This is a genomic window from Eggerthella sp. 1_3_56FAA, from assembly GCF_000185625.1.
GTDB classification, from domain to species: Bacteria; Actinomycetota; Coriobacteriia; order Coriobacteriales; family Eggerthellaceae; genus Eggerthella; species Eggerthella lenta.
Window position 1 is genome coordinate 410,344 of the sequence record NZ_GL622579.1, and the last position, 17,931, is coordinate 428,274.

General features: G+C 66.7%; 17 protein-coding genes. 6 read left to right on the forward strand and 11 right to left on the reverse strand.

Features of this window, described 5'->3' with window-relative positions; translation table 11 throughout:
- On the reverse strand, positions 1-390 hold a 390-nt coding region (locus HMPREF1023_RS01715; protein ID WP_035578276.1), incomplete at its 3' end, for a YhgE/Pip domain-containing protein.
- 140 nt (positions 391-530) lie between these two features.
- Here HMPREF1023_RS01715 and HMPREF1023_RS01720 point away from each other — a divergent pair.
- Positions 531-1,184 (forward strand): TetR/AcrR family transcriptional regulator, encoded by a 654-nt coding sequence (locus tag HMPREF1023_RS01720; protein ID WP_009304407.1) that lies wholly within the window; start codon positions 531-533, stop codon positions 1,182-1,184.
- Here HMPREF1023_RS01720 and thrH read toward each other — a convergent pair.
- Complete coding sequence (gene thrH / locus HMPREF1023_RS01725) at positions 1,174-1,776, reverse strand: bifunctional phosphoserine phosphatase/homoserine phosphotransferase ThrH (protein WP_035577066.1); 603 nt, start codon at positions 1,774-1,776, stop codon at positions 1,174-1,176. The two genes, HMPREF1023_RS01720 and thrH, sit on opposite strands and share 11 nt — an antisense overlap.
- A 171-nt stretch (positions 1,777-1,947) precedes the next feature.
- Here thrH and HMPREF1023_RS01730 point away from each other — a divergent pair, with 171 nt between their 5' ends.
- The 3 genes from HMPREF1023_RS01730 to HMPREF1023_RS01740 all read left to right on the forward strand — a co-directional run bounded on the left by HMPREF1023_RS01730 (position 1,948) and on the right by HMPREF1023_RS01740 (position 4,274).
- Positions 1,948-2,391, forward strand: coding sequence for a zinc ribbon domain-containing protein (locus HMPREF1023_RS01730; RefSeq protein ID WP_009304409.1), 444 nt, complete (start codon positions 1,948-1,950; stop codon positions 2,389-2,391).
- Positions 2,392-2,552: 161 nt separating this feature from the next.
- The gene (locus tag HMPREF1023_RS01735) at positions 2,553-3,656 is read left to right on the forward strand and encodes a putative ABC transporter permease (RefSeq protein WP_009304410.1); all 1,104 of its coding nucleotides are present in this window, start codon (positions 2,553-2,555) and stop codon (positions 3,654-3,656) included.
- Between the two features lie 15 nt (positions 3,657-3,671).
- Positions 3,672-4,274, forward strand: coding sequence for a putative ABC transporter permease (locus HMPREF1023_RS01740; protein ID WP_009304411.1), 603 nt, complete (start codon positions 3,672-3,674; stop codon positions 4,272-4,274).
- 59 nt (positions 4,275-4,333) lie between these two features.
- Here HMPREF1023_RS01740 and ettA read toward each other — a convergent pair whose 3' ends face one another.
- Both ettA and HMPREF1023_RS01750 read right to left on the reverse strand, forming a co-directional pair.
- Entirely contained in the window at positions 4,334-6,013 is a 1,680-nt protein-coding gene (gene ettA, locus HMPREF1023_RS01745) for an energy-dependent translational throttle protein EttA (RefSeq protein ID WP_009304412.1), read from the reverse strand.
- A 104-nt stretch (positions 6,014-6,117) separates the two neighbouring features.
- The gene (locus tag HMPREF1023_RS01750) at positions 6,118-7,176 is read right to left on the reverse strand and encodes a nucleoid-associated protein (protein ID WP_009304413.1); all 1,059 of its coding nucleotides are present in this window, start codon (positions 7,174-7,176) and stop codon (positions 6,118-6,120) included.
- Between the two features lie 257 nt (positions 7,177-7,433).
- Here HMPREF1023_RS01750 and HMPREF1023_RS01755 point away from each other — a divergent pair, with 257 nt between their 5' ends.
- Both HMPREF1023_RS01755 and HMPREF1023_RS01760 read left to right on the forward strand, forming a co-directional pair.
- Positions 7,434-7,820, forward strand: a complete 387-nt coding sequence (locus HMPREF1023_RS01755; protein WP_009304414.1) for a hypothetical protein — start codon at positions 7,434-7,436, stop codon at positions 7,818-7,820.
- Positions 7,817-8,311, forward strand: a complete 495-nt coding sequence (locus tag HMPREF1023_RS01760; RefSeq protein WP_009304415.1) for a PIN domain-containing protein — start codon at positions 7,817-7,819, stop codon at positions 8,309-8,311. The genes HMPREF1023_RS01755 and HMPREF1023_RS01760 overlap by 4 nt, the downstream gene beginning before the upstream one ends.
- On the opposite strand, the gene cydC is transcribed toward HMPREF1023_RS01760, so the two are convergent.
- The 7 genes from cydC to HMPREF1023_RS01795 form a co-directional block, all read right to left on the reverse strand.
- Entirely contained in the window at positions 8,308-10,098 is a 1,791-nt protein-coding gene (cydC, locus tag HMPREF1023_RS01765; protein WP_009304416.1) for a thiol reductant ABC exporter subunit CydC, read from the reverse strand. The two genes, HMPREF1023_RS01760 and cydC, sit on opposite strands and share 4 nt — an antisense overlap.
- A complete protein-coding gene (cydD, locus tag HMPREF1023_RS01770) occupies positions 10,095-11,840 on the reverse strand; it encodes a thiol reductant ABC exporter subunit CydD (RefSeq protein ID WP_009304417.1) in 1,746 nt (581 codons plus the stop codon). The genes cydC and cydD overlap by 4 nt, the downstream gene beginning before the upstream one ends.
- Positions 11,841-12,066: 226 nt before the next feature.
- Positions 12,067-12,984, reverse strand: a complete 918-nt coding sequence (murB, locus tag HMPREF1023_RS01775; RefSeq protein WP_009304418.1) for a UDP-N-acetylmuramate dehydrogenase — start codon at positions 12,982-12,984, stop codon at positions 12,067-12,069.
- A gap of 161 nt (positions 12,985-13,145) precedes the next feature.
- Positions 13,146-14,885 (reverse strand): ABC transporter ATP-binding protein, encoded by a 1,740-nt coding sequence (locus HMPREF1023_RS01780; RefSeq protein WP_009304419.1) that lies wholly within the window; start codon positions 14,883-14,885, stop codon positions 13,146-13,148.
- The gene (locus tag HMPREF1023_RS01785; protein WP_009608548.1) at positions 14,875-16,704 is read right to left on the reverse strand and encodes an ABC transporter ATP-binding protein; all 1,830 of its coding nucleotides are present in this window, start codon (positions 16,702-16,704) and stop codon (positions 14,875-14,877) included. Before HMPREF1023_RS01785 ends, HMPREF1023_RS01780 begins: the two co-directional genes overlap by 11 nt.
- A gap of 176 nt (positions 16,705-16,880) precedes the next feature.
- Positions 16,881-17,510, reverse strand: coding sequence for an MptD family putative ECF transporter S component (locus HMPREF1023_RS01790; protein ID WP_009304421.1), 630 nt, complete (start codon positions 17,508-17,510; stop codon positions 16,881-16,883).
- A 49-nt stretch (positions 17,511-17,559) separates the two neighbouring features.
- Positions 17,560-17,931: ATP-binding cassette domain-containing protein (locus tag HMPREF1023_RS01795; RefSeq protein WP_009304422.1), on the reverse strand; the 372-nt coding region annotated here is incomplete at its 5' end.

Below are 17,931 nucleotides of genomic sequence, written 5' to 3' on the forward strand. Positions count from 1 at the left end.
GGCTTGCGCGAGCGAGGCCTTCGTCTCAGCCTGCTTGACCGCCATCTGCTGGGCGCTGAAATCAGCGGGAACGATGATCGCGCCGTAGTATTCGCCGTTCTCGAGAGCTTCGTCCAGCTCTTTCTGGCTGCCCACCTTCGTCCAGGCGATGGGCGACTCCTCGCCGCCCTCCGCAGCCGTCGCGGACGTGATGTTCTCGACCAGGGTGTCGCCCACGTTCATATCGCCCTGCGGCGTCTCCACGCCCTCGTCGAGCGACAGAACCGCGAACGGCAGCCCCTTCATCTCCATGTTCGCCATCGGGTAGAACATGACGGACATGACGCATGCCGCCACGATGCCGATGAGCAGCGGCACTACGTACTTCGCTTTCCCGAGTTTCTCGAACACCGGGAGCCTCCTTCCGAATGCGTCGCCGGCGCTTGACCGCGCCCGCGGCTTGATTTATTCTCAAGAGGCAATTTTATTGGTCGCAACGTCTAATAAAAATGGTGAATATTGTTCCTGCTGACTAGTTTCGAGGAGAAGCCATGGCGCGCCCGCGTAAAGACCAGGAAGGCCCCACCGCCGTCGAGCGCATGGAGGAGGCGTTCTGGGAGATCCTCGCCGAGAAACCGTACGCCCAGATCACCGTCGGCGAGATCGCCAAGCGGGCGCAGGTCAACAAGAACGCGTTCTACTACCATTTCGACGGCTTGGGCGCGCTCGCCGCGCAGGCGCTGGACAGCATGCTCCCGCGCGAGATGGCGCGCATGTTGCTGATGAACGGAGGGCCTTCGAAAGGCATCGACGAGATCGAGGCGAACGCCTTGCTGCGCAACCCCGACCTGAAAAAGCGGATCGACCGTGCCCTTCTGGTCGTCGGCAAGAACGGATCGAGCGAGCTTGTGGCCACGCTGAAGAACCTGGTCATGCATACCTGGTTCGACCTGTTCCATGTCGATGAAACGCGTTTGAGCAGCGAAGCCATGGTGGTAGTGAGGTTCACCTTGGGCGGCCTCGTCGAGATCATGAGCGACGAAGCCTGCCGCGGCGACCACGCGAACCCGCTCCAGGCCATACTGAGCTCGGGCGTCGCCACGAGCGCTTCGTCGAACGTCGTGGCGACGCTGCGCGCCGCCGCCGACGAGCACCGCGCGAAAACGCCGATGCCGCAGGCGACAGCGAACGCAGTTAAGCCATAGCCTGCTTGACGGCGGCGAGCAGATCGCCGTATTCCTCGAACGCGGGCAGGTCGGGGTTCTCTGCCTTGATGGAATCGGGGCTGCGGAACAGGAAGCCCGCCTTGCTGGCCCTGATCATCCCCAGGTCGTTATGGCTGTCGCCCGCCGCGATGGTGTCGAAGCCGCAGGACTGCAGCGCGCGCACGGTGGTCAGCTTCGATTCGGGGCAGCGCATGCGAAAGCCCGCGATGGTGCCGTCGTCAGCCACCTCCAGCTCGTTGCAGAACAGCGCCGGCCAGCCCAGCTTCGCCATGAGGGGCTGGGCGAACTGGGTGAACGTGTCGCTGATGATGACGGCCTGGGTCGTGGCGCGCAGCTCGTCGAGGAAGTCCTTCGCCCCCGGCAAGGGGTCGATGCGCGCGATGGTCTCCTGGATCTCCTTGAGGCCCAGGCCATGCTGGCGCAGGATGTCCAGACGGAAGTCCATGAGCTTGCCGTAGTCGGGCTCGTCGCGAGTCGTGCGCGTCAGCTCCGGAATGCCGCTCTCCTCGGCGAACGCGATCCAGATCTCGGGCACCAGCACGCCTTCCAGGTCCAGGCAGGTAATGTACATCGTGTCGTCTCCCTTCGGCCGCGCACGCGGCATCTCGCAACAGGCTTGCAGCAACGCCATGCCATCATACCCGCAACCGCCGCGCAGCGCATCCCGCAACGCTTTGTTTCTTTACGGCGGGGCCGACGCCGTGGTTCAATGGTTGCGCAAGCCAACGACGAAAGGACCCCCATGGCCATCGGAGACGTGCTCGTCCGCATCCGCAAGGAGCGCAACCTCACTCAGGAAGACCTAGCGCGCAAGCTTTACGTCACCCGCCAGGCCGTATCGCGCTGGGAGAACGGGGAGACCACGCCTGGCATCGACATGTGCAAGCTCATCGCAGCCACCTGCGATGTGCCCGTCGCCCTGCTTTTGGAGATGCCCGACGGCGCCTACTGCCAAAGCTGCGGCATGCCGTTCTACCAGGAGAAGGATCATGGCACCGAGGCGGACGGCTCTCTGTCGGCCGACTACTGCTCGTGGTGCTATGCGAACGGCGCGTTTCTGGAAGACGAGACGCTCGAGGAGCTGATCGAGCGCTGCGCCCCATTCATGGCCGAGTCGTGCCACATCACGCGCGACGAAGCCGTTTCGTTCATGGGCGCCCTGCTCCCCACGCTCAAACGCTGGTAGCGGCACGAACGCCGCGTTCTGCGAAGCGAACGCGGCATCTGCCTTTCCGAACGCGCCTTCCGCCGGTCTGCCGAGATATACTGGACGAACTGTGCGCGCAACGCCATCGGGGACGCGCGCCACCAGGATAGATCTGTCGCGCGTGATTGGAGCCGCAGCCCATGGCGAAAGACTTCAGCAACCCGAAGAAGCTCGGCTTCATGCGGGTCCTCCAGTTCTTCTTTGCATTCAACGTCATCGTCACCATCTCGCTGTTGGCGTTCCTGATCAAAGGCAGCTACGAGCTGGAATTCTCGAACATCCTCGATTTCGTCAACCTGATATTCGACAGCATCAGCTTCTGGCTCATCTGGCAGCGCAAACGCCTGGCGCGCCATTTCATCATCGGGTTCAGCCTGTTCAACATCTTCATCGGAACCGCCTTCAACATCGCGACCGGTCACTTCAGCCTTGTCGGCCAGCTGTTCTCGTGCACGCCCGACCTCATCCTGCTCGCGTATTTCCTCACGTCGAGACGCGCGAAAGCCGTGCTGACGCAGCCCTTCGACGCCGAGGTCAAACAACGCGAGCTCGCGAAGGACCTGGACTGCTACCAGCCTCGGACCTGGGCGTTCTGGCGCAACATCATCATTTACTTCTGCGTGTTCAGCGTGGTGGGACACTGGATGGAGGCGGCCTATTGCACGCTCATCCGCTTCGGAATGATACCCGGCACCTACGACCCGAATTCCCAGATCTGGTCGGATTGGCTCTACCCCTTCATCGTGTACGGGTTCGGAGCCGTGGCGTGCGTGCTTCTGCTGTACCCCGTCAAGAACTTCCTCGAAAAGCGCATCCGCAGCCGCGTGGTGCCCTTGCTCATCAGCTTCGTCGTCAACGCGCTCGTCTGCACGGCCATCGAGCTGGTCATGGGCCTCATGGTCAACCAGCCCGGCCCTGACGGCAAGCTGCCCTTATGGGACTACTCCGATATGTTCTGCAACTTCATGGGCCAGGTGTGCCTGCAGAACGCCATCGCCTTCGGCGTGGTGGCCACGCTCATGACCTGGGTGATCTACCCGGCGCTCGAGCAGCTGCTGAGCAAGGTCCCCCGGGACGGCATGAACATCGCCTTCATAGCCGTGACCGTCGGCTTCTGCATCCTGATCTTCCTGTACTACGTGAACGTGGCGCTTCCCGACCTCGACGACGCCGACGATGCCGGCTCCTCGGACGCAACCTCGATCGAGCTCTCGTCCAGCTACGATTCTGAAGCGGCCGGCTAGGACGACCCAGCGTCCATGCCCATTCTCTCCAAAGAAGACGAGCGGTACGGCTACGAGCCCGGCTCCTTCGCGTTCTGGCGGAACCTGGCCGTGTACTTCTGCGTGTTCAGCGTGCTGGGACATTGGATGGAGATCGTCTACTGCTCGTTCATGAACGTATTCGGCATCGTCGATGCCGATTCGCTTGTGTGGGACGACCCGATGTACCCGTTTCTCGTGTACGGCGTGGGCGTCGTCGTCTGCGCGCTCGTGCTGATGCCGCTCAAGACGGCGCTGGTCGCCCGGCGCGCCACCCTCGTCAGCGCCGGGATCCAGTTCTTCGCCGTCACCGTGGTCGTGTGCATGCTCATGGAACTGGCCATGGGGTTCATGCTGAACCAGCCGAACGCCGCCGGCGAATACCCGTTGTGGGACAACTCGCAGCTGCCGTTCAACATCCTCGGCCAGGCATGGCTCGTAAACGACCTCGCGCTGGCGGCCGTGGCCATGCTGTACACATGGATCGTCTACCCGCTGTGCCAGAAAGCCCTCGGGAAGCTCCCGCTGCGCGTGATGAACCTTTTGGCAGCTGTCGTCGTCATCGGGTTCGTCGTCCTTTGCGCCGTCAAGTTCGCCTGAACGCGGCGAGGCCCCGATGCCGTTCAGCTCCGGGGCCTCGAATGCATGTCGCGTATCTGCTAGTCGCGGGTGAGCTTGCGGTGGATGCGGTGCGGACGCGCGGCCTCCTCGCCCAGGCGCTCGACGCGGTTCTTCTGGTAGTCGTCGAAGTTGCCCTCGAACCAGTGCCAGTTGCCCGGGTTCTCGTCGGTGCCCTCCCACGCCAGGATGTGCGTGGCGATGCGGTCGAGGAACCAGCGGTCATGGCTGGTCACCACGACGCAGCCGGGAAATGCCAGCAGCGCCTCCTCCAGGCTTTCCAGCGTCTCGACGTCGAGGTCGTTCGTAGGCTCGTCGAGCAGCAGGAGGTTGCCGCCCTGCTTGAGCGTCAGCGCCAGGTTCAGGCGGTTGCGCTCGCCGCCCGACAGCACGCCGGCCGGCTTCTGCTGGTCGGGCCCCTTGAAGCCGAAGCTGGCCACGTAGGCGCGACTGGGAATCTCGGTGTCGCCCACCTTCATGTAGTCCAGGCCGTCGGAGACGACCTCCCACAGCTTCTTGTTCGGGTCGATGCCCTCGCGGTTCTGGTCGACGTAGGAGATGCTCACCGACTCGCCGATCTCAAGCTCGCCGCCCGACAGGGGCTCCAAGCCCACGATGGCTTTGAACAGCGTGGACTTGCCCACGCCGTTCGGGCCGATCACGCCCACGATGCCGCCCTGGGGCAGCGTGAACGACAAGTCGTCGATGAGCACGCGGTCGCCGAACGCCTTCCTGATGTGCTTGGCCTCGATGACCTTCGCGCCCAGGCGCGGCGGCACGGGGATGGTGATGTCCGACACGCTGGCCTTCTCGAACGAGCGTGCCTCGGCCGCCATCTGCTCGTAGCGCTCGATGCGGGCCTTGCTCTTGGCCTGGCGCGCCTTGGGGCTGGATCGCACCCACTCCAGTTCCGAGCGCAGGCGCTTCGCCAGCTTCTCCTCGCGCTGGCCCTGGCCCTCCAGGCGCGCGGCCTTCGTCTCGAGGTAGGTGGAGTAGTTGCCCTTGTACGGGAAGAGGCTGCCGCGGTCCACCTCGCAGATCCACTCGGCCACGTTGTCCAGGAAGTAGCGGTCGTGCGTGACGGCCAGCACCGCGCCGGGGTAGGTGCGCAGGAACTGCTCCAGCCACAGCACCGACTCGGCGTCCAGGTGGTTGGTGGGCTCGTCGAGCAGCAGCAGGTCGGGCGCCTCCAGCAGCAGCTTGCACAGCGCCACGCGACGGCGCTCGCCGCCGGATAGCACGTTCACCGGCATGTCGGGGTCGGGGCACTGCAGCGCGTCCATGGCCTGCGACAGCTGGCTGTCGAGATCCCACCCGTTCGCCGCGTCGATGGCGTCTTGCAGCTCGCCCATCTCGGCCATGAGCGCGTCGAAGTCGGCGTCGGGCTCGGCCATCTCCTCGCCGATCTTGTTGAAGCGGTCGATCTTGGCCTTCACCTCGCCGAACGCCATCTCGATGTTCTCGATGACGGTCTTGTCGTCGTCCAGAGGCGGCTCCTGCTGCAGGATGCCCACCGTGTAGCCGGGCGTGAGGCGCGCGTCGCCGTTCGACACCTCTTCGAGGCCCGCCATGATCTTGAGCAGCGTCGACTTGCCCATGCCGTTGGGTCCCACGACGCCGATCTTCGCGCCGGGGTAGAACGACAGGGTCACGTCGTCGAGAATGACCTTCTCGCCGTGCGCCTTGCGCGCCTGATACATTTGGTAGATGAATTCCGCCACGTGATGCTCCTCTGTTTTCCGGGAAGTTCGCTCTATTGTCTCATACACCGCGTCCGCGGGGAAGCGGGCGCGGCGGCAGGTTGCAGGATGGGACCGCGGGACCTCTAGCGGTTCTCGATGTGGCCGATGTTCTTGAGCTCGATGTTGATGAGGCCGTTCGGGCCGCTGACGAACTCGATGAAGTCGGGGTTCTCGCCGTACTCGGCCGGGAACGTGATGTCGATGCCCGTGTCGGTGCGGATCTTGTGGCTCTTCGCCACGCGCTTGGCCACGTTCTTCTCCACGACCACGCGCTCGGGCAGCGCCTCGTCGGCAAGCGCCTGCTCGAAGCGCTTCTGCAGCGGCTCGTCCTCGAACACCTCCTCGCCCAGGTCCCACGGGGCAAGCTCGTCGGACTCGTCGGCGTTCTCGGCCACGTAGGCCTTCGCCTTCGACACCGCCACAGCCGCGTTGGCGCCGTACTCCTCGGCAACCTCCTCGACGATGCGCGTCACGGCGTCGAACACCTCTTTGCTGGACGCCTCCATCGAGCATTGCAGCAGGCCGTCGGGGATGAGCCAGCGGTTCTCGCCCGCGATGGCGCGCTCCTTGTCGCAAAACGACACCGACAGCGTCTTCGACTCGATCACCGCGAACGACGCCACCTTCTGCGACGGGTTCGGCAGGATGGCGTGATGGCGCGCGATGTCCACGCGCTGCGCGCCGCTCTCGCCGTAGCCCACCTCGTGCATGTAGGCCTGCTTGGCCTCCAGCAGCATGAACGCGAAGTAGCGCTTGCCCTCGCCGCGATACGCCGCCTCGGCCTCGTCGTCGGTCATCTCCCGCACCGTGTTGTCGGGATCGTCCTCGAAGTCCATCACCAGAAGGTCGGCCGACTCGGTCTTCTCCATGCGCCCCAGCTCGCCGGCGATGAACTCGGCCACCTGGACGGACAGGTCGACGAACTCGCGCTGACCGCGGAAGTAGCAGCGCAGCTCCTCGGCGAACATGCTGTTCTCGGCGAACTCGCCGCGCTTGCTGTCGATGTTGCCGAGCGCCTTCTTCGCGTGGCTCGTCACGTAGCGCTTGGCGTTCTTGCTCGAAAGATCGAGCTCCTCCTGGGCGTACACGTTGACGCACGAGACGAAGTCGAAAACGTGCAGGATCGCGTGGTTGATCTTCATGAAGCCTCTCCGCTGCTCTCGTAATCCGGAATTGTCGCGAACGTTCAGGATACCGGAAGCCGGAGCCCGGCGGCGCGAAGAACGGAGAATCCCCAGACGCCATCCCTTCCCGCCCCGCAAACGGGCGCTCGATAGCCCGAGAATGCGAGCGCCCTGCCAAGCGCCGTCGAAGAACCGCCCGCATCTCTGCTCATCCATTTTGCTAGCGATTATGCTATACTTACGTATAGCTCATAGGCTGCTTGAAAGGAGGAACGATGGGTGCCGCTGCCGAGACGATCCAGTTCAACACCCGTATCGAGCGTTCGCTCAAACTTGCCGGAGACGACGTTTTGAAACGCGCCGGATACTCTCCGTCGCAGGCGGTTCGCGCGCTGTGGCGCAAAGCAGCAGGGTGCGGCGAAAACCCCTCGGCCATCGTGAACCTGCTGGAGGACCGTCCCTTGCCAGCGCGCGCGAACGCGAGGATAGAGAGCCCGTCGCAACTCGAAGCGCTTCGCCGCGGACGCGAGGAAGCGGCGCGAGCGTTCGCGGATATGGGCTTCGGAAGCGAAATGCCCTCTTCCGTCGCCTTCGATCCCTACGACCAGCTCATGGAAGAGTTCATACTCGAGCGCCACGGCGAGGAAGGAGTGCGGCCATGAACGGAGCCGCCCCGGTCTTCCTCGTCGATACGAACGTCTGGCTCGACAACTACCTGGGATTTCGCCCAAACCATCGCGCATCGTGCGAATTCCTCGACGAAGCCGTGGAGCGAGGCGCAACGCTCTGCCATGCGGCGACCACGGCGAAGGACGTCCATTTCTTCACCTGCAGCACCCTCAAGAAAGCGGCGCGCGAGAAGGGCGAAGCGGTCGACGAAGCCTTCGCGCTGGCCGCGAACCGCCTAGCCTGGGCGAACCTCGCTAACATGAACGAGGTTTCGACGCTCGTCGGGCTCGACCTATCCGACTTCTGGGTCGCCAGCAAGCTGAGCGCGTTCAACGGGGACATAGAGGACAACCTGATCATGGCATGCGCCGAACGCGCGAAGGCCGACTACATCGTAACGCGCGACAAAGGCCTGCTCAGGAGATCCACCGTGTGCGCGCTCGCGCCCGAGGACGCAACCGCCCTTCTGCGCGCCCGCGGCTAGCGGCCCGCCGCCTGCCCGCGGTCGAAGGCCAGCAGACGTCGGTAGCGCTCGCTCGTGCGCGCGAGCTCGTCCGGCGCGCCGTCGAGCGCGATGCGGCCGTCCTCCACGAACACGACGCGGTCCATGGCGTCCACGCCGGCCAGATGGTGGGTGATCATGATCACCGTCTTGCCCGCCAGCGCCTCGAACAGGTCGTCCAGCAGCGCGCGCTCGGTGATAGGATCGAGGCCTACCGTGGGCTCGTCCAGGATGACCACGGGCACGTCCTGCAGCAGCACGCGCGCGAGCGCGACGCGGTGGCGCTCGCCGCCCGAGAAGCGCAGGCCGGCCTCGTCCACCAGCGTGTCCAGGCCGTTCGGCAGCCGCTCGGCCATCGACCGCAGCCCCACCCTGCCCAGCGCGTCCCATACCTCGTCGTCGGTCGCGTCCTCGCGCCCGATGCGCAGGTTGTCGCGCAGCGTCATGTTGAACAGGTAGGTGCGCTGCTGGATGACCCCGATCCACTTCGCCGCCTCGTCGCCGAGGTCGGCCGTGGGCGAGCCGCCCAGCGTCACGCCGCCCGCATCGGGTCGTATGTCGCCGCGCACGAGGGACGCCAGCGTGCTCTTGCCCGCGCCGCTGCGGCCCAGCACGGCCACGCGCTGGCCCTGCGGCACCGTCAGGCTCAGGCCGCGCAGCACGTCACGCGACGTGCCGGGATAGCGGTACTCCGCCCGGTCAACCCGCACGTCGAACGGCGCCTCGGGCACGCGCGCGGACGGCTTCTCCTCGCCGGGGGTCGGCAGGTCGTTCAAACGCGCGATGGAATCGCGGTAGGCGCCGGCCTCCACCGCCGCCGACGACAAGGGCGCGAACGCGTCGATGAGCGGGAAGAAGCCCAGCACGAACGCGGCGATCCAGTTGGCCGCGTCGCCCCCTTCCCCGCCGAAGCGCCCGCCCGCCCACACCAGCAGCAGCACGGCGCAGATGCCGAACAGCGCCTGCAGCACCACGTCGCGGCGCCGACCGAAGCGCTCCATGCGCTCCTGCACGTCGCGCATCCGCAGCTCGCGCTCCTTATGGCGCGTGAGGTACTCCTCGCCGCGCCCGGCGAACACCCAGTCGGACACACCCAGCACGTTGTCGGCCAGCTCGGCGTACAGCTCGTTCTTCATCTGCTTGTGGCGCGCCTGGCGCGCGGCGTTCGCCAGCACCGACACCAGCGGCACGAGGAACACCGCCGTGCCCAGCACCAGCAGCATCGCCAGCGCGAGCCAGAGCGAGAACCAGCCCAGGCATGCCACCAGCACGACGAACAGCAGCCATGCCGTCACCGTGGGGAACACGGTGCGCAGGTACAGGTTCTGAATGTGCCCGATATCCTCGGCCAGAAGGCCCAGCACGTCGCCCGTGCGGTGCGTGGCGCGGAAGAACACGGCGTCGCGCTCCAGCGCGCGGTACAGCTTCAACCGCAATCCGCTGGTCATGCGCAGCACCCAGTCGTGGCTGGTCAAGCGCTCGAGGTACTGCAGGATGGGCTTGCCCACGCCGAAGATGCGCACGAAGATGAGCGGCAGGTGCAGAAAGAGGATGGTCTCAACCACCGCCGAAGCGCTGACCAGGTAGCCTGAGGTAAACATCAGCGCCGAGGCGAACCCGAACGTCAGCAGCCCCAGGAAAAGCGCCAACGCCAACGCCTTGCGGTAACGGAAGAAGAACGGCTTCACCCAGGCGTCGCGGCGCAGCACGCTCGCGAACCCCTCCTCGCGCGGCACGGCGCCCTGCACGGCTTCGCCTTCCCTGCTCATAGCGCGCCTCCTTCCAACCGCGACGCCAAGCGCGCGTACGCGCCGTCGCGCGCGGCAAGCTCCTTCGGCGCGCCGAACTCGGCCACGCGCCCGTCCTCCATCACCAGCACGGCGTCCATGTCGTGCACCCAATGCAGCCGGTGCGTGGCGAACACCACGAGACGGCCTTCCATGAGCGGCAGCATGCGCTCCTTCAGCTCCAACTCGGTCTCGATGTCGAGGTGCGCCGTGGGTTCGTCGAACAGCAGGATGCGCCGCGAGTCGTCCAGAAGCGCGCGGGCCAGCGCGATGCGCTGCGCCTGGCCGCCCGACAGCGCGCGGGCGCCCTCGCCCACCAGCGTGTCCAGCCCGTCCGGCAGCTCGGCCACGAGATCGCCCAGCCCCACGACCTCCACCGCGCGCGCAACCTCATCGTCGTCGGCATCGGGGCGGTAGAACATGATGTTGTCGCGCAGCGTGGCGTGGAACAGGTACGGGTCCTGCGGGATGTAGAGCACCTGGCGCTGCCACGAAGGCTCGCGCAGGTCTGCCAGCTGCCGCCCTGCGGCGCGCACCGTGCCCGCGCTGGGAGCCGCGAAGCCGCCCAACAGGTTCACGAGCGTGCTCTTGCCCGAGCCGCTGGCCCCGATGACGCCGACGCGCGCGAAACCGCGCACGGCGAAGGACACGTCCGAAAGCGCCTCGTGCTCGGGATACGAGAAGCGCACGCCGTCCAGCTCGAGCGTCGAATCTTCGCTCCAGACGGGAACGTCGTGCAGCGCGGCGGCCTCGTCGCCTGCAACGTCCGACGCGCCCTCCTCCGCCGACGCGATGATGCCCTGAATGGAGGCCAGCGCGTTCTTGCCGTCGAGCGAGGCGTGGTAGTCGCTGGCGAACTCGCGGATGGGCTTGAAGTACTCCGGCACCAGCACCAGCACGAACAGCGCAGGGAAGAAGGCGATCGAACCGTCCACGAGGCGGAATCCCAACATGATGGCCACGGCCGCCAGCGACAGCGTGGAGATGAGGTCGAGCACGGAGCCCGACAACGTGGCGATGCGCAGCGTCTTAACCGTTGCCTCGCGGAAGCGCTCGCTCACCTCGAAGATGCGCTCGCCGTGGCGCTTGCCGCGGCCGAACAGCTTGAGCGTATCGATGCCGCGCATCGAGTCGATGAAGTGATTCGACAGCCGCTGGTACTCCTCGTGCTGCAGCGACGCGGCCGCCTTCGCTGTCGCGCCGATCAGCCCCATGTAGAACACGATGACCGGGTACATGACCAGCATGATGGAACCCGACACCCAATCCACCGGGAACACGCACAAAAGCACGATGAGCGGCACCACGACCACGCACACGATCTTCGGCAGGATGAGGCGCAGGTACGTCTCCACCTGGTCGATGCCCTCCAACACCATCGCAGTGACGCTGCCGGTGCCCTGAGCTTGCACGATGCGCGCACCCTGGCCGAACACCGCCTGCAGAAGCTCGCGGCGCAGTGCGTCGATGCGTGCGTAGGCGTAGCGGTCGAGATAGGAGTCCTGCGCGTAGCGCACCAGCTGGCCGCCTACGAAGCAGAGGAAGAACAGGACGATGAGCGGAGCCTGGTCGGGCAGCGGCGCGCCTTCCCATAGATGCACGATGGCGCTTGCCAACGACCATGCCTGCCCCACCACGAGCAGCGCCCGGGCCACGGCAAGGGCCACCAGCGCCGCCAGCGCGCCGCGGATGCCCTCCAGCGCGAACAAAGCCCGATCGATCATACGCACGCCCCCTTGCGTCCACTTATGCTATAGCAATAGTAACATTTCCGTGATTCATAGGAAAGGGCAGTTCACCTAAAGGAGCGCTCGCCCTCTATATCGACCAAGCAAGCGCACGCCCGCCCGTTACCTAAGCGAGCGGTTGCCGCCTCCCGTCATCTTCGTGCGCGAACAAATGTTTCACGTGAAACATTTGTTCCTTTGTCGCAAGATATTGGGGACGAGCTTATTCCTCGAAACCCCACATGCGCACCTCGGGCTCGAGATCCACGCCGGCGCTCGCCCGCACGCGCTCCTGCACATCGGCGATGAGGCGGCGCACGTCGGCCGCCGTGGCGTCGCCCGCGTTCACCACGAAACCGGTGTGCTTCTCGGACACTTGGGCACCGCCCACGCGGTACCCTCGCAACCCCGCCTCCTGCACCAGCTGCCCGACGAAGAACCCGGCAGGGCGCTTGAAGGTGCTTCCGGCGCTGGGCAGCTCGAGCGGCTGCTTCTCGGCGCGCCGGCGCGCGAGGTCGTCCATGCGCTCCCGGATGGCGCGCGGGTCGTCGGGAGCCAGGCGCAGCGTCGCTCCCAGCACCACGAAACCGGCCTCGCCCATCATCGAATGCCGATACGACCACTGCGCCCGCTCGGCGTCCACGTCCACCAGCTCGCCCTCCGGCGTGAGGCAGCGCACCGATTCGGCCACGTCCTTGAACTCGCCTCCGTAGGCGCCCGCGTTCATGATGGCCGCGCCGCCCACGGTGCCCGGGATGCCGCAGGCGAACTCGTATCCCGCAAGCCCCTCCTCGCATGCGCGCCGCGCCACGTCGGCGTTCGACGCGCCCGCCTCCACATGCATCCGCTCGCCGTCAACCTCCACCTGCGACAAGCTCTCGGCGATGCGCACGACGACGCAACGAAGCCCTTCGTCCGCCACCAGCACGTCGCTGCCAAGCCCCATCACACGCACCGCAACGCCCAGGCGGCGACATGCCTCCAATACGACACGCGCCTCGCCCGCCGTGCGAGGCTCCACGAGAACGTCGGCCGGACCTCCGATACGAAACGTCGTGAGCTCCGCCATCGAAGCGTCGAAGCGAGCCGCCCCTTCGTCGAACAGCTCAGCCAGCGCGCCTTTCAGCAACACGCGATCCACTGTCTACATCCTTTCCTCGGCGCGGCTCCAAGCCGCGCTATGCGCCTCGCACCATGGTAACGCATAACGGCGCATGCAGCCCTGTCGCGCGCGCCTCATCCCGACGGTTTCCCGGCGCGACGGCATGCCGAGCGCCATCGCCGAAGGAAAGAAGCGAGGCGTCAGGAAGCCAGCGACCACCCCGAAGCTTCGGTCTGCAGCTCCACCATGCGCCGGTACAGCCCTCCCTCGCGCGCCATGAGCTCGGCGGGCGCGCCCTGCTCGGCGACGCGGCCCTCTTTGAGTACCACGATCTTGTCGGCGTTGGCCACGGTACGCATGCGGTGCGCGATGACCAGCACGGTCTTGCCGGCCAGCAGCCTGGACAGCGCCTGCTGCACCTGCGTCTCGTTCTCCACGTCGAGCGAGGCCGTGGCCTCGTCGAGCAGCACCACCGGCGCGTCCTTCAGGATGGCGCGCGCGATGGAGATGCGCTGCCGCTCCCCTCCCGACAGCCGCCCGCCGTTCTCGCCGATCATCATGTCGTAGCCCTGCGGCATGCGGCTCACGAACTCGTCGCACATCGCCGCCCGCGCCGCCGCCAGCACCTCCTCGTCGGTTGCGCCGACCCGCCCCAGGCGGATGTTGCCCATCACCGTGTCGTCGAACAGCACCACGTCCTGGAACACCTCGGCGTAGTCGGCCAGCAGCGTCTCGGGGTCCACGTCGGCCACGTTCACGCCGCCCACGCGCACCGACCCCGCGTCGGCGTCCCAGAAGCGCGCCGCCAGCTTCGCCACCGTGGACTTGCCCGACCCGGACGGGCCCACGAGCGCCGTCACCTCGCCCTCGCGGGCGGTGAACGACACGTCCCTCAGCACCTGCTCGCCGTCGCCGTACGAGAACGACACGTCCTCGAACACCACGTCGTGGCCTCGCGGCGCGAAGTCGGTGGAGCCCTCCATGGGCTTCTCGGCGGCCAGCTCCTGCGTGCGCCTGATGGACAGCCGCATGCTCAGCAGCTCGCCGATGGACTGCAGGATGAGGTTCACCGGATCGTACACGCGCGTGACCACGAGCAGGAAGGCGAAGTAGGTCATGAAGTCCGTCTGCCCGGACACGAGCAGCGTCGCGCCCACGAAGACGGTGGTGCCGATGCCCAGCTTGAGGAACGCCTGCGCCGAGGTGACGAACACGCCGGTGGTCAGCTCGGACGCCACCTGCCTGCGCTCGAACGCGTCGAGCTTGGCCGCGAGCGCGTCCAGATGCGCCGCCGAGCGGTTCGTGGCGCGGATCTCCTGCGCGCACTCCAGGAACTCCTGCACGCCGTCGGCCACCTCGAGGCGCGCGTCCTCCATCGCCTGCGCCTTGCGCTGCTGGTGCTTCCCGGTGAGCGCCATCACGAGCAGCGCCGCGGGCACCACCCAGAACGCCGCGAGCGCCAGACGCCAGTCGTAGAAGAAGATGCCGACGATGACGATGGCCGTGGACAGGCCCGTGCCGAACAGCTGCGGCATGACGTGCATGAACATGCGCTCCTGGTCGGAGCAGTCCTTCATGATGGCGTTCGTGAGGTCGGACAGGTCGCGCCGCCCGAAGAACGACAGCGGCAGCCGGCGCAGGTGCTCGGCCAGGTCGGTGCGCTTGCGGGCGCTCTCCTCGTACACCTTGTGGTACGTGTTCGCGTACTCGGCCCACTGGGTGAGGACCATGAGCGCGAGGATGCCGACGCACCCCGCGAGGTACGGCGCCAGCGCGGGCAGCGGGGCCCCCGCCACGAGGTGGTCCATGAAGTCGCTCACCAGCAGGAACAGGATGCCGATCGGGGCCATGAGCACGAGGTTCGCCAGCGTGCAGAAGAACACGCCGCGCCTGAAGTTCTTCGCGCCCACGTCGGTGAGGCCCAGGGAATCACGCAGCATAGCCGCCCTCCTTTCCGATGCGCCATTGCGCCGAGGTTCGATAGTCGGCCCACATGCGCGCGTACAAGCCGCCCGCCTCCACCAGCTCGGCGTGGGTCCCCTGCTCCGCGAGGCGGCCGCCGTCCAGCACGTAGATGGCGTCGGCGCCGGCCACGGTGGACAGCCGGTGCGCGATCATGAGCACGGTCTTGCCCGCGCACAGCACCCCCAGCGCGCGCTGGATGAGCGCCTCGTTCTCGGGGTCGGCGAAGGCCGTGGCCTCGTCGAGCACCACGATGGGCGCGTCCTTCAGGATGGCGCGCGCGAGCGCGATGCGCTGGCACTCGCCGCCCGAGAGGTACACGCCGCGGGCGCCCACCACGGTGTCGAGCCCCTGCGGCAGCTTCGCCACGATGTCGTCGCACTGCGCCGCGTGCGCGGCCGCCTCCACCTCCTCGCGCGTCGCCTCCGGCCGCGCGGCGCGGATGTTGTCCAGCAGGCTCTGCTTGAACAGCTTGTCGTTCTGGAACACGAAGGCCACGCGCTCCATGAGCTCGGCCTGCGGGATGGACCGCACGTCGACGCCGCCCACGAGCACCCGCCCCGCGCTCGCGTCCCAGAAGCGCGGCACGAGCGAGGCCGCGGTGGTCTTGCCGCCGCCCGAGGGCCCCACGAGCGCCACCGTGGCGCCCGAGGGCACGTGCAGCACGACGTCCTCGAGCGCGGGCGCGTCGGCGCCCGGATAGGAGAACGTGACGTGGTCGAAGTCGATGGCGTCGTCGGCGGGCGCCTCGGCCCGGGCCGGGTCCACCTCGGCCATGAGCGGCGCCGACAGGATGCCGTCGATGCGGCTCACCGCGTCCTGCGCCTCGGTCACCGCCTGCGACGAGTACATGATCTTGCTCATCATCATGGTGGTGAGCGCCGAGAAGATGACGTAGAACAGGAAGTTCGTGAGGAACGCGCCGAAGTCGCCCGCCGCGCCCGCCAGCAGGATGCCCGCCGGCACGAGCACGAAGAACGTCGCGTTGATGGCCACGAGCTGCGCCACCTGCGGGCCCTCGCACAGCTTCACGTAGGCGGTGGCGAAGTCGCAGTAGGCCACGATGGACTCCCGGAACGCCCTGAACGAGTGGACGGTCTGCTGGAACACCTTCACCACGGGGATGCCGCGCACGTACTCCACGGCGGCCTTGTTCATCTTGTCGAGCGCGTTCTGGTAGTTCACCATGAACTGCATGGCGTTGGAGTTGCCCTCGCCGTCCTTGCCGCCCAGGCCGCCGCCCATCATGAGGAACATGCAGAAGGCGGAGGCGAGCACGGGGATGAGGCACACGAGGCCCATGACCCAGTCGAACACGAACATGACGACGAGGTAGGCCACGGGCGTGACCAGCGCGCCCACGAAATCGGGGATGCGGTGCGCCAGCACGCCCTCGGTGAGCCCCGTGGACCCTTCGATGACGCGGCGCAGCTCGCCGGTGGAGCGGACGGAGAAGTAGCCGAGCGGCACCTTCGCGAGGTGCTCGAGCGCCGCCTTGCGCATGTTCGTCGCCGTGCGGAACGCGGCGAGGTGCGTGCACATGAGCGCGGCGAAGTACACGACGAGGCCCGCGAGCGCGAAGGCCAGCGCCCAGGCGCCGTACACCGGGGCCTGCCGCGCCTCGCCCCACGCCGGGGCGACGGCCACGAGGTCGCGCACGACGAACCACACGCACACGAGCATCGCGATGGCCAGCACGGCGTTGAGCGCCGAGAGCGCGCAGCCCGCGATGGTCAAGCGCTTGTGGGGCCCGGCGAACTCCAGCAGCCGCACGATGGGATTCTGCGGTCTTGACACGATTCGTTCCTTTCCTTGCCGTAACGTGCTTATTGTTAGCCTAAGAGAACATAATAGCGATCCCGCCGAAATCCGCTGCACGTCGATGCCGATTGGACGATGCCGCCGAAAAAGAGAACGGCTCCCCCGAAAGGGAGCCGTTCGTTCGGCGCCTCGTCGGCCGAAGGGCGCGGCGCTCAGGCCGAGATCTTGGCGAAGTGCTTCTTGAACAGCTTCGAGCCGATCCAGCCGCCCACGAAGGGGCACACCGCGGTCGCGGCCAGCGCCACCAGCGCGAGCGGGCCGTGGATGAAGTCGACGAGCCCCTGGCCGTACTCGGCGCTCATGCCGGAATCGACCACGATCTGCACGTAGGCGTCGCCCGCTAGGAAGATCATCGACTCCTGGCCCACCCAGAAGCACAGCGTCCACACCGCGAACGCCGCCAGGCAGCGCAGCGTGGTGCGCTTGCTGCCGGCCCCCGCCACGAGCTCGGCCAGCAGGCCGCCCGCCACGATGCCCACCGGGCCGGTCCACAGCATGCCCAGCAGCAGCGCCACCACCGCGACGATCGCGGACATGATGGCGAACGCGCCGCGCTTGGGCACCTTCGCGGCCACGTACATCCACACGATGCCGCCGATGAGCGAGCCGCACGCGTGCGTGAACCAGAACAGGTTCGCGTTCATGCCCAGCACCATCGCGAACACCATGAACACGAGGAACAGGAGCACCCCGAAGATGGCCAGCGTGATGTAGTCCTTCCCCACCAGCTTGCCCTTCGCGTTCGCGCCGCCCGAAGAGGCGGCAACCGTCGTCGTTGCCATAAGCGTATCTCCTTCTCTTGAAATGGTCGATGCCTTCGGTCAGATTCGGTCAGAGCGGGCGCGCCCGCCCGTCGATGCCGATCGCGCGCCGGATGCGCCCGAGGGCCTCGCCGCGCACGGGCAGCACGTCGGACACGACGCCGTCCTCGAGCACGGCCACCTGGTCGCAGGCGGCGCAGACGAACTCGTAGTCGTGGGTGACCACGACGATGCACGCTCCCGCGTCGCGCGCCCGGCGCACCTCGTCGGCCACGCGCCCCATGGTGCCGAAGTCGAGCCCGCTCGTGGGCTCGTCGAGCACGAGCACGCGGGCGCCCTGCAGGATGCCGACGGCGATGGCCAGCCGCTGGCGCTGCCCTCCCGAGAGCGAGAGCGGGTGGCGCTCGGCGATGTCCTCGAGGCCGAAGCGCGCGAGCGCGCG

Excerpts from the sequence above, each read along its gene's own strand:
- cydD (WP_009304417.1), bottom strand. The coding sequence starts at position 11,840 with ATGATCGATCGGGCTTTGTTCGCGCTGGAGGGCATCCGCGGCGCGCTG.
- HMPREF1023_RS01750 (WP_009304413.1), bottom strand. The coding sequence starts at position 7,176 with ATGAAGATCAACCACGCGATCCTGCACGTTTTCGACTTCGTCTCGTGC.
- HMPREF1023_RS01755 (WP_009304414.1), top strand. The coding sequence starts at position 7,434 with ATGGGTGCCGCTGCCGAGACGATCCAGTTCAACACCCGTATCGAGCGT.
- HMPREF1023_RS01740 (WP_009304411.1), top strand. The coding sequence starts at position 3,672 with ATGCCCATTCTCTCCAAAGAAGACGAGCGGTACGGCTACGAGCCCGGC.
- cydC (WP_009304416.1), bottom strand. The coding sequence starts at position 10,098 with ATGAGCAGGGAAGGCGAAGCCGTGCAGGGCGCCGTGCCGCGCGAGGAG.
- HMPREF1023_RS01730 (WP_009304409.1), top strand. The coding sequence starts at position 1,948 with ATGGCCATCGGAGACGTGCTCGTCCGCATCCGCAAGGAGCGCAACCTC.
- HMPREF1023_RS01780 (WP_009304419.1), bottom strand. The coding sequence starts at position 14,885 with ATGCTGCGTGATTCCCTGGGCCTCACCGACGTGGGCGCGAAGAACTTC.
- HMPREF1023_RS01735 (WP_009304410.1), top strand. The coding sequence starts at position 2,553 with ATGGCGAAAGACTTCAGCAACCCGAAGAAGCTCGGCTTCATGCGGGTC.
- HMPREF1023_RS01760 (WP_009304415.1), top strand. The coding sequence starts at position 7,817 with ATGAACGGAGCCGCCCCGGTCTTCCTCGTCGATACGAACGTCTGGCTC.
- HMPREF1023_RS01720 (WP_009304407.1), top strand. The coding sequence starts at position 531 with ATGGCGCGCCCGCGTAAAGACCAGGAAGGCCCCACCGCCGTCGAGCGC.
- HMPREF1023_RS01790 (WP_009304421.1), bottom strand. The coding sequence starts at position 17,510 with ATGGCAACGACGACGGTTGCCGCCTCTTCGGGCGGCGCGAACGCGAAG.
- thrH (WP_035577066.1), bottom strand. The coding sequence starts at position 1,776 with ATGTACATTACCTGCCTGGACCTGGAAGGCGTGCTGGTGCCCGAGATC.